Genomic DNA, 15,934 nt, shown 5'->3' on the forward strand with positions numbered 1-15,934 from the left:
AACCATAATAAGTCCACGGAAGGGAAAGTCATGACCGAACCTGCCGACCTCGTCTCCGAGATCGAAGCGCTGGAAGAGAAACTGCAACAGGCCAAATCCTCGATCACCCGCCGCTTCATCGGGCAGGAGAGGGTCGTCGACCTGACGCTGACGGCGCTGCTGTGTGGCGGTCATGCCCTGCTGATCGGGCTGCCGGGCCTGGGCAAGACGCGGCTGGTCGAAACCCTGTCGACGGTCATGGGCCTGCATGGCAACCGCATCCAGTTCACGCCCGACCTGATGCCGGCCGACATTCTGGGGTCCGAGGTTCTGGACACCGCCGAGGATGGCAGCCGCCATTTCCGATTCATTCCCGGTCCGATCTTCTGTGAACTCTTGATGGCGGACGAGATCAACCGCGCCAGCCCGCGCACCCAGTCGGCGCTGTTGCAGGCGATGCAGGAACGCACGGTGACCGTCGCAGGCGAAGACCGCGCGCTGGGCGTGCCGTTCCATGTGCTTGCCACCCAGAACCCGATCGAACAGGAGGGCACCTATCCGCTGCCCGAGGCCCAGTTGGACCGGTTCTTGGTGCAGATCGACGTGAACTATCCCGACCGCCAGACCGAGCGTGACATCCTGCTGGCCACCACCGGCGTGGCCGAGGAGGAGGCGCACCAGATCTTCACCAAAGAAGAATTGCTGGCCGCGCAGATTCTGCTGCGCCGGATGCCGGTGGGCGAGTCGGTGGTCGAACTGATCCTCGATCTGGTGCGCGCGTTCCGCCCCGAAGAACCCGGCGTGTCCGAGCGCGTGTCCGAGACCGTCGCCTGGGGCCCGGGTCCGCGCGCGGCGCAGGCACTGATGATGACGGTGCGGGCGCGGGCGATGCTGCAGGGCCGGCTGGCCCCCAATGCAGAGGACGTGCTGGACATGGCGCGCCCGGTGCTCAGCCACCGGATGGCGCTGAACTTCGCCGCGCGGGCGCGCGGTGACAGCCTGGCCGACCTGATCGAAACCACCGCGGCCGGGCTTGTCCGGGCCGAGGCGGCGGCGTGAACGCGGCCCGCACCCTTCGCGAAAGATCCGAGGCCGAGGCGTCCCGGCTGCCGCCGCTGCTGGCGCGGGCCGAACACCTGGCCGGAACCGTGCTGCTGGGCGATCACGGCCGGCGGCGTTCGGGGTTGGGCGATGATTTCTGGCAATATCGACCGGCCCAGATCGGCGACAGCCGGCGGATGATCGACCATCGGCGCTCGGCCCGCGGCGATCAGCAATATGTGCGCGAACGCGAATGGCAGATCGCGCAGTCGATCATGCTGTGGGTCGATCAGGGCGCCTCGATGCGCTTTGCGTCCGATAAATCCCTGCCCACGAAGGCCGACCGGGCGCGTTTGCTGGGGCTGGCCACGGCGATCCTGCTGGTGCGCGGGGGCGAGCGTGTGGGCCTGACCGGCACCACCCTGCCGCCCCGGCGCGGCAATGCCCAGATCATCCGGCTGGCGCAGGCCTTGTCCGAAGATACCGAGGCCGATTATGCCCCGCCCGAGCACCGCGCCATGATTCCCCATGCCCGCGCCGTGTTCATCTCTGACTTCCTCGGCCCGCTGGACGAGGTCGAACTGGCCCTGACCAAGGCTGCCGACCGCGGCGTGCGCGGTGTGCTACTGCAGGTCCTGGACCCGGGTGAGGAGAGCTTCCCCTATCGCGGGCGCACCATCTTCGAAAGCGTTGGCGGCACGGTCCGGCACGAGACACTGAAGGCGGGCGACCTGCGCGAGCGCTATCTGGCGCGGCTGGCGCGGCGCAAGGATGACCTGACCCGCCTGTGCCGGGTGACCGGCTGGCAGCTGGGCCTGCACCATACGGGCGACAGCGCGCAGGCGGCCCTATTGTGGCTCTATCGTGCGCTGGACGGAGGGGCGCGATGACGGTTCTGGCGGGCATCGGCTTTACCGCGCCATGGGTGTTGCTGGGTCTGCTGACCCTGCCGATCCTGTGGCTGATCCTGCGCGCCGTGCCGCCCGCGCCGATCCGCCGGCTGTTCCCGGCGGTGACTCTCTTGCTGGGCCTGAAGGACGACGAGAGTGTATCCGACCGCACCCCGTGGTGGCTGCTGCTGCTGCGGATGCTGGCGGCAGCGGCGATCATCATTGGTCTGGCCGGCCCGGTGCTGAACCCGTCGCGCGACCAAACCGGATCGGGGCCGCTGCTGCTGGTGCTGGATGCCAGCTGGGCCGGGGCCACGCGCTGGCCCGCCACGCTGGAGCAGATCGACGCGCAGCTGACCGAAGCCGGGCGGGCCGGGCGCCCGGTGTCGATTCTGCGACTGACCGAGCCGGAACCGCCGGTTTTCCAGGCCGCCGAAGCCTGGCGCAACCGCCTGCCCGGGCTGGTTCCGCAGCCGTGGCAGCCGGACGCGGCGCAGATCGAACAGGCGCTGGCCGACCTGTCGGCGGTCGAGGGCGGGTTCGACACGCACTGGTTCACCGACAAGCTGGACTATCCGGGCCGTGAAACCCTGCTGTCTGCACTTCAGGCGCGGGGCGCGGTCACGGTCTATCGCGCGGCGGCGCCGATCCTGGCGCTGCGGCCGGCCACCTATCAGGACGGGGCGATCCGGCTGACCGCGGTGCGCGCCACACCCGGTCCGGCGCAGACCGTCACCATCAATGCGCAGGGGCGCGACCCTGCGGGCGTGATGCGCCTGCTGCAATCGGTCGAGGTCAGCTTTGACAGCGGCGCGACCCAGGCGCAGGCCTATCTGGCGTTGCCGTCCGAACTGCGCGCCCGCATCACTCGGTTCGAGCTGCAGGGCCAGCGGTCGGCCGGGGCGGTGTCGCTGACCGATGACAGCCTGCGCCGGCGCGAGGTCGCCCTGATCGCCGGAACCGTCAATCGCGAGGGGCTGGAGCTGTTGTCGCCGCTGCACTACCTGACGCAGGTGCTGATCCCCACCGCCGATTTCGTCGAGGGCGGGCTGACCGAGGTTCTGCCCGCCAACCCGGATGTGATCGTGCTGGCCGATGTGGCCAAGCTGACCCCCAGCGAACAGGCCGGTTTGGTCGAATGGGTCGAACAGGGCGGGCTGTTGCTGCGCTTTGCCGGTCCGCACATGGCAGGCAGCGATCTGGGCCGCGATGCCGAAGACACGTTGCTGCCGGTGCGGCTGCGCAGCGGTGGCCGCTCGGTCGGCGGCGCGATGAGCTGGGGCGAAGCCAAGGGGCTGGCGCCTTTCCAGGAAGGCTCGCCCTTTTACGGGTTGCGCATTCCAGACGACGTGACCGTCAGCACCCAGGTGATGGCGCAGCCCGACCCGAATCTGGCCGACCGGGTGATCGCCGCGCTGTCGGATGGCACCCCGCTGGTGACGCGCAAGCCACTGGGCCTGGGTCAGGTGGTGCTGTTCCACGTCACCGCCGATGCCGAATGGTCGACTCTGCCGCTGTCGGGCCTGTTCGTCGAAATGCTGGACCGGCTGGCCGTGGCCTCGGCCGCCAAGACGCGGCAGGTCGAACAGCTGCAAGGCACCACGTGGGAGCCGATTCAGGTGATGGACGGGTTCGGAACCCTGTCTGATGCGGGCAATCTGGCCGGTGTCGATGGCCCTGCGCTGATATCCGGCGCCCTTGGCCCCGACTTGCGCCCGGGTCTGTATGAAAGCGGCAAGCAGAAACTGGCCCTGAACGTGCTCACCGAGGACAGCACGCTGCGCCCGATAAGTTGGCCTGCGGATGTGCCGATCAAGGGGCAGGAGGTCAGTGCCGAGACGCCGATCGGGGGTCTGCTGCTGAGCCTGGCCCTGATCCTGCTGGCGGTTGACGTCGTGGCCTCGCTGGCGCTGTCGGGGCGTCTGGGGCTGGCGCGGGCGGCGGCGGTCGCGCTGGGTGCGGTTCTGATCGCACCGCAGGCGCATGCGCAGACGCCCGAGGAGACTGAATTCGCCCTGCTGGCGACCAAGGAATTGGTGCTGGCCCATGTACTGACCGGCAATGCCCAGATTGACGACGTCGCCCATGCCGGGCTGCGCGGCCTGTCGCAAACTCTGTTTTATCGCACGTCCGTCGAACCGGCCGAGCCTATGGGTGTGGACCTTGAACGTGATGAACTGGCCTTCTTCCCGTTGCTCTACTGGCCGATCACGCCGGATCAGCCCCAGCCTTCGGCCGAAGCTTATGCCAAGCTGAATGGCTATCTGCGGTCGGGCGGGATGATCCTGTTTGACACGCGGGACGCCAACATCGCCGGGTTTGGCGCCTCGAGCCCCAATGGCCGCAAGCTGCAGCAACTGGCTGCTCCGCTGAATATCCCTGCGTTGGAGCCTGTTCCGCGCGATCACGTCCTGACCCGCGCGTTCTACCTGTTGCAGGATTTCCCCGGCCGCTTTGCCGGAACCGAGGTCTGGGTCGAGGCCGCGCCGCTGGACGCCGAACAGATCGAAGGCATGCCCTTCCGCAACCTCAACGACAACGTCACCCCGGTGGTGATCGGTGGCAACGACTGGGCCGGGGCCTGGGCAATCGACCGGAACGGGCAGGCGCTGCTGCCGGTCGGGCGCGGCTATGCCGGAGAACGCCAACGCGAGCTGGCCAATCGGTTCGGCGTCAACCTGGTCATGCACGTGCTGACCGGGAACTACAAATCCGATCAGGTGCACGTGCCTGCTCTGCTTGACAGGTTGGGCCAATGACCGGTTCCGTCATCTTTGACCCGCTGATCCCGTGGCCCGTGCTGGTGGTCATCGGTTCGATCGCTTTGGCCGCGACGATTCTGGCGCTGTGGCGCGGGCTGTCAGGTTGGGCGTTGCGCGGACTGGCCGCGCTGGTGCTGTTGGCAGCCTTGTCCGGCCCGGTCTACCAGATCGAGGACCGCGCCCCGCTGACCGACATCGTGTTGATGATCGAGGATGAAAGCGCCAGCCAGACCCTGTCGGACCGCGCCGAACAGACCGCGCAGACCGCCGAGGCCCTGGCCGCCGAGATCGAGGCCCGCGACAACACCGAACTGCGCCGCATCACCGTGGGCGACGGCGACGGAGACGAAGGTACCCAGGTGATGGCGGCGCTGAATGCCGCGCTGGCTGAGGAACCGCGCGCCCGGATCGCCGGAATTCTGGTCCTGTCGGACGGCATCGTGCATGACGTCGATCAGGCCCCCGACCTGCCCGCGCCGATGCACCTGTTGCAGACCGGTCGCGCGCAGGACTGGGACCGCCGCCTGATCGTGCGTAATGCGCCGGCCTTTGCCATCATCGACGAGCCCGTCACTCTGACCTTGCGGGTCGAAGACAGTGGCGCGGTGCCCGCCGGTCCGGCGTCCGCCCCGCTCGAGATTGCGGTGGACGGGGGCGAGCCGCAGCAGTTCAGCATCCCGATCGGTGTGGATGTCGAGCTGCCGGTGACCCTGCCCCATGGCGGGCGCAACGTCATCCAGTTCACGGTTCCGCAGGCCGACGGCGAACTGACCGACCGCAACAACACCGCCTTGATCCAGATGAACGGCGTGCGCGATCGGCTTCGGGTTCTGTTGGTCTCGGGCGAGCCGCATCCGGGCGGGCGAACCTGGCGCAATCTGCTGAAATCCGACAGCTCGGTCGATCTTGTGCATTTCACCATCTTGCGCCCACCCGAGAAACAGGACGGGGTTCCGGTGGACGAACTGTCGCTGATCGCATTCCCCACGCGCGAGTTGTTTCTGGAGAAGATCAACGATTTCGACCTGATCATCTTTGACCGCTACAAGCGGCGCGGCATCCTGCCCGCGATCTATCTGGACAACGTGACCAACTACATCAATGACGGCGGTGCGGTGCTGATTGCGGCCGGGCCTGACTTTGCCACCGCCGACAGCATCTTCCGCTCGCCCCTGTCTGCGATCCTGCCGGCGCAACCCTCGGCCCGGGTCATCGAAGAACGCTACGTGCCCACGGTGACAGACCTGGGCCAGCGTCATCCGGTGACCGCCGATCTGGGTGAGACGGGCGACTGGGGCGCATGGCTGAGACAGATCGACGTCAAACAGCGCTCGGGTGAGTTGCTGATGACCGGCGTCGACGACCGCCCGCTGTTGGTGCTGGACCGGGTGGGGGAAGGGCGCGTGGCGCTGCTGGCCTCGGACCACGCCTGGCTGTGGAGCCGTGGCTACGAGGGCGGTGGCCCGCAGTTGGAACTGCTGCGCCGCCTTGCCCACTGGATGATGAAAGAGCCCGAGCTTGAAGAAGAGGCGCTGTGGGCAGAGGCCAACGGGCAGTCAATGCGCATCATCCGCCAGACCCTGAACGAAGAGGTGGGCCCCGTCACGGTCACCCGACCCAATGGCGACACGCTTGAAGTGCCCTTGCGCGAATTGTCCCCCGGTCGGTTCGAGGCGCAGTATTTCGGCCCTGAAATTGGGCTTTATCGCCTGCAGGAAGGTGAGCTGTCCTCGGTCATCGGCCTTGGCCCTGCGGCGCCGCGGGAATTCGAACGCACCATCGCAACAGCCGAAATCCTTGAACCGGTCATGGCCGGGATGCGCGGCGGAGTGATCCGGGTTGAGGACGGGCTGCCGGCAATCCGCAACGTGCGCGCCGGGCGTCCTGCGGCCGGGCGTGGCTGGATCGGTCTGACCCCGCGCGAGGCATATGAAACCCGTGACGTGACCCAGGCCGGACTGTTGCCTCCCTGGCTGGTGCTGCTGCTGGCGGGTGGCTTCCTGCTGGCGGGCTGGCTGCGCGAAGGACGGCGCTGACCAGCCTTTGGTCTTAAACAGATTTTCACGGTCTGCGGGAATGCTGATCCCGAACCGACCGGGAAGATGACCATGAGTCTTGCAGAAAAACTGGCACAGGAACGGCGGGCGCGTCTGGCCGCCGAACGCATGCTTGCACTTAAGCAAAGTGAACTGTCCGAGGCCAATCGCAAGCTGGGCGAATATGCGATGGCCCTGACCAAACGTATCGGCGAGACCGAGGCCGAGGTCGAAACCGTGCGTGGCGAGAATGAAAAGGTCAAATCGGACCTGACCGTTGCAAATGCCAAGATCGAAGTGGCCGAACGCCGCCTCTGGCACTCGATCCAGACGATCCAGGACGGTTTCGCCTTCTTCGACGGCAGTGATCGGTTGATCAGCGCAAATACGGCCTATCTGAGCGTATTCGAAGGACTGGATGAGGTCGCGCCCGGGATTTCATACCCCCGCATTCTTGATCTGCTGACCACAGAGGGCATCATCGATATCGGGTCGGAACCGGCCGAGGCGTGGAAAACCCGCATGATGCGCCGCTGGACCCGGATCAACCCGCCGCCCGAAGTGATCCAGCTGTGGAATGGGCAATATATCAAGCTGATCGACCAGCGCGGGCAGGGCGGCGATGTGGTCAGTCTGGCCCTGAACATCACGGCCTCGGTCCAGCATGAGGCGCAACTGCAAGCCGCGCGCGAAAAGGCCGAGGCCGCCAACCGGGCCAAGTCGGCTTTCCTTGCCAATATGAGCCATGAGATCCGGACCCCGATGAATGGCATCGTCGGGATGACCGACCTGCTGTCGGAAACCCCTCTGAATGAGGAGCAGAGGCTTTATGTCGATACGATCCGCAATTCGGGGGACGCGCTGCTGGTCATCATCAATGACGTTCTGGACTATTCCAAGATCGAAGCGGACAAGCTTGTGCTGCATCCGGAGGATTTCGATCTTGAACGTTGCATCCTCGAAGTTGCGATGCTGCTGCAGCCCACGGTGCGCGACAAGGGGCTGACCTTGCTGGTCGACTATGACCTGTTCCTGCCGACGCTGTTCGTGGGCGATCCAGGCCGGGTGCGTCAGGTGCTGACCAATCTGGTGGGCAACGCGGTCAAATTCACCGCCCAGGGCCATGTTCTGATCCGGGTCACCGGAGTACCGCATGCCGATCAGAAGACCTGCGACATCCACATTGCGATCGAAGACACCGGAATCGGCATCGAAGCGGACAAGATCGAGCACATCTTCGGCGAGTTCAATCAGGTTGAAAACGAAAAGACCCGCGCCTTTGACGGCACTGGCCTTGGTCTGGCCATCACCAAACGCCTGATTACCTTGATGGGTGGCTCGATCTGGGTCGAGAGCGAGGCCGGCAAGGGATCGTGCTTTGGGTTCCGGATCACACTGCCCACCGCCGAAGGCCCTCAACCGGCTCCGCCTGCCTTGGCGGACAGGCTGAAACATGTCCTCGTGGTCGAGGATCTGGCGGTCAATCGGGCCATTCTGAACAAGCAGCTGCGGCGTTTGGGGGCCGAGGTGACGGTTTGCGCCACAGGCACCGAAGCGCTGAGGGCGGTGGAAGCGTCGATCGACCTGATCCTTTGCGATCACGATCTGCCTGACATGGACGGGCTGGATTTGGCGGAAACTCTGCGCAAGCGAGGCTGGTCCGACGTTCCGATCGTGCTGATGTCCGCAAACCCGGCCATCGTGCACGCCGATCCGAACCATCGGCTGATACAAGGGGTGGTTCAGAAACCGATCCCACGGGCCGAGCTGTTCTCGCGGCTTCAGGCGCTGGGCGCCGCTGTGTTGCCTGCGCCTGTTTCCTCGCCCTGCCGCGCGGAGCCGGCCCAATCGTCTGGCGAAAACACGAAGCTACGCAAGATGCGGGTTCTGGCCGCCGAGGACAATCGCACCAACCAGTTGATCCTGAGCAAGATGACCAAGGATCTGAACATAGACCTCAAGCTGGTGGCCAACGGGCTTGAGGCTGTCGAAGCCTTTGCGAAATTTGCCCCTGACCTGATCCTTATGGACATCTCGATGCCCAAGATGGACGGAAAGCAGGCCACGGGTGAGATCCGTAGACGCGAAATCGGCACAGGGCAGCATGTGCCGATCGTGGCGCTGACCGCTCATGCCTTGGCGGGTGACGAGCACAGCATCCTAGCGGCCGGGTTGGATCACTACCTGACGAAACCGCTTCAGAAGAAGCTGATTTGCGAGATGATCCAGTCCAACTGCCCGAAAGATGCGCAACACGTGATTGTCGCGCCGGCCGGTGCGGTCTAGGCTGGCGCCATGTCACAAGAACGAGGGTTTCGCCCCCGCGCTTTGGGTGAAATCGCAATACGCTGCGCCGACATGGCAGCGATGGTTGATTTCTATGAAAACGTCATCGGGCTGACCCGCCTGAATGGCGGTCATGACAGCGCCATAACGTTCTTTCGGATTGCGGAAGGGTTCGAAGGACACACACAGGTTCTGGCGCTGTTTCACCATGGGGCGGCGCCGCGGCCGGGCTTGCACCCCACCGGTGCCGACAAACCCATGACCGGGGCGCAATCGTCGCTGCACCATATCGCCTTGTCTCTTCCCTTTGCGGAACAAGAGGCCGTCATGCGCTGGTATGATCAAATCGGCCAGCCCTATCGCGTCGAACGGTTCGGCTGGATCGGTTGGCGCGGCGTGTTTACCACGGACCCTGAGGGCAACACGGTCGAACTGGTAGCGTATGATGCCTCGATGCTGGATCAGGCCTGATAGGGTCGCACGAATACCGGTTTGTCCGGTTCCGACAACTCAGACCGATACACATAGCCGCCGGTGTCGAAATCCCGCAGGTCCGCAGGGTCGGTCAGCCGGTGCTGGATGATGTACCGCGCCATTGAGCCGCGGGCCTTTTTGGCGAAGAAGCTGACAGTCTTTGGCGTGCCGTCCTTGTCCTCCATGAAGACAGGGGTGATGACCCGCAGTTTCAGCGCCTTGGGGGTCACCGCGCCGAAATATTCCTGGCTGGCGCAGTTCACCAGCGTACCGGTGCCGATCTCGTCGGCCTGCGCATTCAGCGCCTTGCTCAGCTGGTCGCGCCAATAGTCGTACAAGGACGTGCCGCGTCGGGTTTTCAACCTGCTGCCCATTTCCAGCCGATAGGGCTGAATGGCGTCCAGCGGGCGCAGTAGGCCATAAAGCCCCGACAGGATACGCAGATGATCCTGCGCCCAGGCCAGTTCCTCGGCGTCCAGCGAAGCGGCCTCGAGCCCCTGATAGGTGTCGCCGGCAAAGGCCAGCGCGGCCGGCCGGGTGGCTTCGGGCTGTGGTGCCTCGGCGAAGGCGCGGAACCGGTCGCGGTTCAGCCGGGCCAAATCGTCGCTGAGGCTCATCAGCTTTTTCAGATCCCCCAGCGTCAGGTTGCGCGCGGTTTTCGCCAGCCGGATCGCGTCGTCCTGAAAATCGGGCCGGGTCGGCGCCACGTCTCGCTCTGCCCAGTCCAGCCGCTTGGCCGGAGAGATCACCACCAGCATGTCTGCCCCCTTGTTCGTGCCTGCCCGTCGATACCTAGCCCGCTGCGCGCAGCACGTCCAGAAAGGCGGCCGCGAAACGTTCGGCGCGGCGGTCGCCCAGCACCTGTTCCAGAGTGCGCGCGTCGTTCGGGCGCATCTGCGCCACCTTGGCCAGTTGCGCGGCGGAACAGCTCAGCGGTTTGTCGATCCCGTCCGGTCCTCGGGCCAACTGCGCCTGCACCTCGAGCAGACGGTCGTAGATATTTCCCTGTTCGCGCCCGGCCAGCTTGCGGCGCGCCGGGTGGACCGCCTGCGCCTCGCCCGCGATCACCTCAAGGAAGGTATCGCCGTATCGGTCCAGCTTTTTCGCGCCCACGCCGCCGATCCGGGCCATCTCGTCCAGGGTCATGGGGCGTTTTTCCGCCATCTCGATCAGCGTGCGATCGGGGAAGATGACATAGGCGGGCACGCGGGCGGCCTCGGCCAGCGCTCGGCGTTTGGCCTTGAGCGCCGACAGCAGGGGCGCGTCCTCTTCCGAGACCATCATCTTGACTGCGGGCCGGCGGGTGGCCTTGCGCAGCGTGTCCTTGCGGAGGGTGATCTGCGCCTCGCCCTTCAGGATCGGCTTGGAGGCCTCGGTCATGCGCAGGGCGCCGTGGCGTTCGGGGTCGGGGCGCACCAGGTCGTGGCCCATCATCTGCCGGAAGATCGCCTGCCATTGCGGGCGCGACCAGTCCTTGCCGATGCCGTAGGTGGGCAATTCGTCATGCCGCCGGGCGCGGATCTTGTCGGTGTCATTGCCCAGCAGAATGTCGATCAGGTGGCCCGAGCCGAACCATTCCTCGGTGCGCAGGATTGCCGAAAGGGCCATGCGCACAGGCGTGTTGCCGTCGAACAGCTCGGGCGGGCTGTCGCACAGGTCGCATTTGCCGCAGGGCTGGGTCTGTTCCCCGAAATAGCCCAGCAGGGTCTGGCGGCGGCAGTGCAGCGCCTCGGCCAGACCCAGCAGCGCGTTCAGGCGGGCATGGTCGGCGGCGCGGCGTTCGGGCGGGGCCAACCCCTCGTCGATCTGGCTGCGGCGCAGGCGGATGTCGTCGGGGCCGAACAGGGTCAGGGTCTCGGCCGGCCCACCGTCTCGGCCGGCGCGGCCGATTTCCTGGTAATAGGCCTCGATCGACTTCGGCAGGTCCGCATGGGCGACCCAGCGGATGTCGGGCTTGTCGATGCCCATGCCGAAGGCCACCGTGGCCACCACGATCAGCCCGTCCTCGCGCGCGAAGCGGGTTTCGACGATGCGGCGGTCCTCGGCCTCCATCCCGCCGTGATAGTGGCAGGCGCTGTGGCCCTGTTCGCGCAGGGCCTGCGCCAGCACTTCGGTCTTGTTGCGGGTGCCGCAATAGACGATGCCCGACTGGCCCCGGCGGGCGTCGGCGAAATCCAGGATCTGCTTGCGCGGGCTGTCCTTGGCGGCAAAGGCCAGATGGATGTTCGGCCGGTCGAAGCCACGCAGGAACTTGCGCGGGGGTGTGCCGTCGAACAGTTTCTCGACGATTTCGTCCTGGGTTTCCGCATCCGCCGTGGCGGTGAAGGCGGCCAAGGGCACGTTCAGCGCGCGCCGCAGCTCTCCGATCCGCAGGTAGTCGGGGCGGAAATCATGGCCCCACTGGCTGACGCAATGGGCCTCGTCCACGGCGATCAGGCTGACATTGATCCGCCGCAACATGCCCAGCGCCGAGCCAGCGGCCAGCCGTTCGGGCGCCATATACAGCAGTTTCAGCCGCCCGGCCTCGAGCGCCTCCCACACGGCATCGGTTTCCTCGGGCGTGTTGCCCGAGGTCAGCGCGCCGGCCTCGACCCCGGCCTCCTGCAGCCCGCGCACCTGGTCGCGCATCAGCGCGATCAGCGGCGAAATCACCACCGTGACCCCGTCGCGCAGCAGGGCAGGCAGTTGGAAACACAGGGATTTGCCGCCCCCGGTGGGCATGATGGCCAGCACGTTCTCGCCGGCGGTCACGGCATCGACGATCTCTTCCTGCCCGGGGCGGAAGTCATCGAATCCAAAGACATCTCGCAGCAGAGGCGCGGCGTCGAACATGTGCGGGGGTGCCCTGTTTCAAGATTTGACTGCTCTTGAACGGACAATCACACAGTCGGAATCGGGGAACAAGAGGTCAGTAGAAATAGACCGCGTTGTTGATAAGGATGATCCGCAGCGCATAGACCCCGATCAGCACCACCAGAGGCGTCAGGTCCAGACCGCCCATGTTGGGCAGAATGCGGCGGATCGGGCCGTATATCGGCTCGAGCAGGCGGTTCAGGCCGTACCAGATCTGGGCGACCAGCTGTTGATGCAGGTTCAGGACCTGGAAGTTGATCAGCCAGCTCATGATCACATGGGCCAGGATGATGAACCAGACGATGTCCAGGATCAGCAGCAGGATTTGGATCAGCGACAGCATGAGCACCTCGTTTTCCGTACGGCCTGAGACCTAAGTGCCCAAGCGGCAATAGGCAAGCCCGCAGTCACAGAACGCTTGCGAAATGGCCCAAAGGCCCGTCTTATGAAATCAAAAGCAGGCAAGGGGCAGAGATGGCAGAGATTTCCAAGCGCAGGCGCATCTGGGGCTGGTGGTTTTTCGACTGGGCCAGCCAGCCGTATCACACCCTGTTGGTGACCTTTGTCTTTGGCCCGTATTTCGCCGGTGTTGCGGCTGAATATTACGCAACCGCCGGGATGGATGCCGAAGCTGCCGCCGCGCAGGCGCAGACGGTCTGGGCCAACTGCCTGACGATCACCGGTCTGATCATCGCTTTCGGCGCGCCGCTCTTGGGGGCGATGGCCGATGTCTCGGGGCGGCGCATCCCGTGGATCTTTGCCTTTTCGGTGATGTATGCCGTGGGCTCCGCGGCGCTGTGGTTCACGCTGCCGGACGGGTCGAACATGTGGCTGATGCTGTCGGCCTTCGGTCTGGGCTTCGTGGGGGCCGAATACGCGCTGATCTTCATCAACTCGCAACTGCCCGATCTGGGGGACGACGATGAGGTGGGCGAGATCTCGGGCTCGGGCTTTGCCTTCGGCTATTTCGGCGGGCTGATTTCCTTGGCGATCATGCTGGCGCTGTTCGTCGAGCAGCCCAACGGGAAGACGCTGATCGGGATGGAGCCGCTGTTCGGTCTGGACGCCGGCACGCGCGAAGGCACGCGTTTCGTGGGGCCGTTCACCGCCGGGTGGTTCATCCTGTTCATGGTCCCGTATTTCCTGTGGGTGCGCGACGATCCTGCCGCCGACAAGAAAGGCAGCGTATCCGAGGCGCTACGCCTGCTGGGCAAATCCGTGGCCGCCTTGCGCTACCGGGTCAGCCTTGCCAGCTATCTGGGGTCATCGATGTTCTACCGGGACGCGCTGAACGGGCTGTACAGTTTCGGCGGCGTCTATGCGCGGCTGGTGCTGGAATGGGACCTGATCAAGATCGGCGTCTTCGGCATCATCAGCGTGCTGGCTTCGGCGGTCTTCGCCTGGGTCGGTGGAAAGCTGGACCGGAAATTCGGCCCCAAGCCGGTGATCCTGACCGCGATCTGGGTTCTGATCCTGGTCTGCACCACCATCGTGTCGATGGACCGGACGCAGATCTTCGGCATCGCCCTGCCCCAAGGGTCGGGCCTGCCGGACATGGTGTTCTTTGGCTGCGGCATCCTGATCGGCGGGATGGGGGGCATTCTGCAATCGGCCAGCCGTTCGTTGATGGTGCGCCACACCGACCCGGCCGCCCCGGTCGAGAGCTTCGGCCTCTATGGTCTGTCGGGCCGCGCCACCGCTTTTGCCGCGCCTTTGCTGATCGGAATTGCAACAACCGCGACCGGCAGCGCTCGGTTGGGGGTGTCTCCGATCGTCGGGTTGTTTATTCTGGGATTGTTCCTAATGCGCTGGGTCAAACCGGAAGGGGATCAGAGCAGATGATTTCATTACGTTTTTTGGTATTTTTGGCAGGAATTGCGCTGGCCGGGGCGGCTGGGGCCCAACCGCTGGCCAAGCAGTTGTTCGGGGCTCAGAAGGACAGTTCGCAACAAAAACCGGCCGCTTTCGGCAGTTATTCGCGCGGATGCGCCGCCGGATCGGTGCAACTGCCCGAGACCGGACCCACCTGGCAGGCGATGCGTCTGTCGCGCAACCGCAACTGGGGCCACCCGCAGTCCATCGACTTCGTGCAGGACCTCAGCCGTTTTGCGGCAAAGCAACCGGGGTGGAACGGGCTTTACATCGGGGATATCAGCCAGCCGCGGGGCGGGCCTATGACCTCGGGCCACCGCAGCCACCAGCTTGGCTTGGACATCGACATCTGGATGCTGCCCGGTGACAACATGCGCCTGTCGCGCAAGGCGCGCGAGAACATCTCGTCGATCTCCTTGCGGCGCTCGAACGGCGCCTATGTGAACGGCAACTGGACGAAACAGCACCACGCCATCCTGCGCGAGGCGGCCAAGGACAAGCGCGTGGCCCGCATCTTCGTGTTTCCGGGCGCCAAGGTGCAGATGTGCAAGGAAGAGAAGGGCAACCGTGCCTATCTGCGCAAGATCCGGCCCTGGTGGGGGCATCATTATCACTTCCACGTCCGGCTGAACTGCCCGCGCGGCTCGCGCGGGTGCGTCAATCAGGATCCGCCGCCCAAGGGTGACGGCTGCGCCGAGGCCGAACAGTGGGTGCGCAACATCCTGAACCCGCCGCCGCCCGACCCCAACGCGCCGCCTCCGAAGAAACGGCGCGAATATGTTCTGGCGGATCTGCCCCAGCAATGCGCCGCCGTCTTGCAGTCCAACTGATCGCCAGCCTGTTTCTGGCCGGTTCCGCCTGGGCGGTCGAAGTCAAATCGGCCGAATTTCTGGGCAGCTTTGCATGGCGCGCCGGTAATGACTGGTTCGGCGGGTTTTCCGCCATCCATGTCTCGGATGACGGGCAGCGCGCATGGGTGCTGAGCGACCGCTCCACCCTGGCATCGGTCCGCATCGACCGGGATGGGGATGAGATTGTCGGCATCCGTATTGTTGGCCACTGGCCGGTTCTGTCCAGCCGGGGACGGATCATGCCCGGCAGCTCGGGTGACTCCGAGGGGCTGGCGCTGGCGCCGGATGGCAGCTTCTTCATTTCGTTCGAAGGCGTGCATCGCGTGGCCCGTTATGCCGCGCCCGGTGCCCATGCTCAGGTGCTGCCGCGCCCCAAGGCCTTTGATGCGCTCGACCAGAATGGTTCGTTCGAGGGGCTGGCCATCGACGCCCAGGGTCGCCTGTACACGTTGCCCGAGAAAAGCCGCACGGCAAATGGCGACATTCCGGTCTATCGGTGGAACGGGCGCGCCTGGTCCACGCCCTTTGTCCTGGCGCAGCGGGACGGTTTTCTGCCCGTAGCGGCCGATTTCGGTCCGGACGGGCGGTTCTACGTTCTGGAACGCGCGGTCTCGCTGACCGGGTTCCGGTCGCGTTTGCGTCGGTGGCGGATCGCGGGTGATACACCTGCGGCCGAGGAAATCCTGTTCCAGACCGGAACCGGAACCCATGACAATCTCGAGGGGCTGTCGGTCTGGCGCGACGGGCAGGGGCGGTTGCGGGCCACGATGATCTCGGACGACAACTTTCTGGCGCTGCAGCGTACCGAACTGGTCGAGTATCTGCTGCCGGATTGACACGGGCCGATCCCGGGTCTAGAAGCGCGGCTTGCCTTGGGACGGTCCCTTGGC

The 15,934-nt window shown here is 65.2% G+C and carries 12 protein-coding genes; 9 read left to right on the forward strand and 3 right to left on the reverse strand.

From position 1 onward, the window contains the following. The first annotated feature begins 30 nt into the window (after window positions 1-30). The 6 genes from ACR0EF_RS11420 to ACR0EF_RS11445 all read left to right on the forward strand — a co-directional run bounded on the left by ACR0EF_RS11420 (window position 31) and on the right by ACR0EF_RS11445 (window position 9,465). Window positions 31-1,038, forward strand: a complete 1,008-nt coding sequence (locus tag ACR0EF_RS11420; protein ID WP_170370313.1) for an AAA family ATPase — start codon at window positions 31-33, stop codon at window positions 1,036-1,038. Further along, complete coding sequence (locus tag ACR0EF_RS11425) at window positions 1,035-1,910, forward strand: DUF58 domain-containing protein (protein WP_005980064.1); 876 nt, start codon at window positions 1,035-1,037, stop codon at window positions 1,908-1,910. The genes ACR0EF_RS11420 and ACR0EF_RS11425 overlap by 4 nt, the downstream gene beginning before the upstream one ends. Then, window positions 1,907-4,669 (forward strand): DUF4159 domain-containing protein, encoded by a 2,763-nt coding sequence (locus ACR0EF_RS11430; protein WP_170372824.1) that lies wholly within the window; start codon window positions 1,907-1,909, stop codon window positions 4,667-4,669. The genes ACR0EF_RS11425 and ACR0EF_RS11430 overlap by 4 nt, the downstream gene beginning before the upstream one ends. Continuing rightward, window positions 4,666-6,708 carry a DUF7408 domain-containing protein gene (locus tag ACR0EF_RS11435; RefSeq protein WP_170372826.1) on the forward strand — a complete coding sequence of 681 codons (2,043 nt, stop codon included), beginning with the start codon at window positions 4,666-4,668 and terminating at the stop codon, window positions 6,706-6,708. The genes ACR0EF_RS11430 and ACR0EF_RS11435 overlap by 4 nt, the downstream gene beginning before the upstream one ends. A 72-nt stretch (window positions 6,709-6,780) precedes the next feature. Then, window positions 6,781-8,994: a response regulator gene (locus tag ACR0EF_RS11440; RefSeq protein WP_170372828.1), complete on the forward strand. Its 2,214-nt coding sequence runs from the start codon at window positions 6,781-6,783 to the stop codon at window positions 8,992-8,994. A gap of 9 nt (window positions 8,995-9,003) precedes the next feature. Further along, on the forward strand, window positions 9,004-9,465 hold the full coding sequence (locus ACR0EF_RS11445; protein ID WP_170341850.1) for a VOC family protein: 462 nt from the start codon (window positions 9,004-9,006) through the stop codon (window positions 9,463-9,465). On the opposite strand, the gene yaaA is transcribed toward ACR0EF_RS11445, so the two are convergent. The 3 genes from yaaA to ACR0EF_RS11460 form a co-directional block, all read right to left on the reverse strand. After that, complete coding sequence (yaaA, locus tag ACR0EF_RS11450) at window positions 9,456-10,226, reverse strand: peroxide stress protein YaaA (protein WP_170364068.1); 771 nt, start codon at window positions 10,224-10,226, stop codon at window positions 9,456-9,458. The two genes, ACR0EF_RS11445 and yaaA, sit on opposite strands and share 10 nt — an antisense overlap. Window positions 10,227-10,260: 34 nt before the next feature. Further along, a complete protein-coding gene (recQ, locus tag ACR0EF_RS11455) occupies window positions 10,261-12,300 on the reverse strand; it encodes a DNA helicase RecQ (protein ID WP_170372830.1) in 2,040 nt (679 codons plus the stop codon). Between the two features lie 76 nt (window positions 12,301-12,376). Further along, window positions 12,377-12,664: a YggT family protein gene (locus ACR0EF_RS11460; RefSeq protein WP_005980077.1), complete on the reverse strand. Its 288-nt coding sequence runs from the start codon at window positions 12,662-12,664 to the stop codon at window positions 12,377-12,379. Window positions 12,665-12,795: 131 nt separating this feature from the next. Between ACR0EF_RS11460 and ACR0EF_RS11465 the strand changes: the two genes are divergently transcribed. Genes ACR0EF_RS11465 through ACR0EF_RS11475 form a run of 3 tightly spaced genes read left to right on the forward strand, consistent with a single transcriptional unit; the run spans window position 12,796 to window position 15,880 of the window. Next, entirely contained in the window at window positions 12,796-14,163 is a 1,368-nt protein-coding gene (locus ACR0EF_RS11465) for an MFS transporter (protein WP_170370306.1), read from the forward strand. After that, window positions 14,160-15,023 (forward strand): penicillin-insensitive murein endopeptidase, encoded by an 864-nt coding sequence (mepA, locus tag ACR0EF_RS11470; protein ID WP_170364071.1) that lies wholly within the window; start codon window positions 14,160-14,162, stop codon window positions 15,021-15,023. Before ACR0EF_RS11465 ends, mepA begins: the two co-directional genes overlap by 4 nt. Further along, a complete protein-coding gene (locus ACR0EF_RS11475) occupies window positions 14,996-15,880 on the forward strand; it encodes an esterase-like activity of phytase family protein (RefSeq protein ID WP_170370304.1) in 885 nt (294 codons plus the stop codon). Before mepA ends, ACR0EF_RS11475 begins: the two co-directional genes overlap by 28 nt. Window positions 15,881-15,934: the final 54 nt, after the last annotated feature.

Source organism: Ruegeria sp. CG8, from assembly GCF_056537165.1.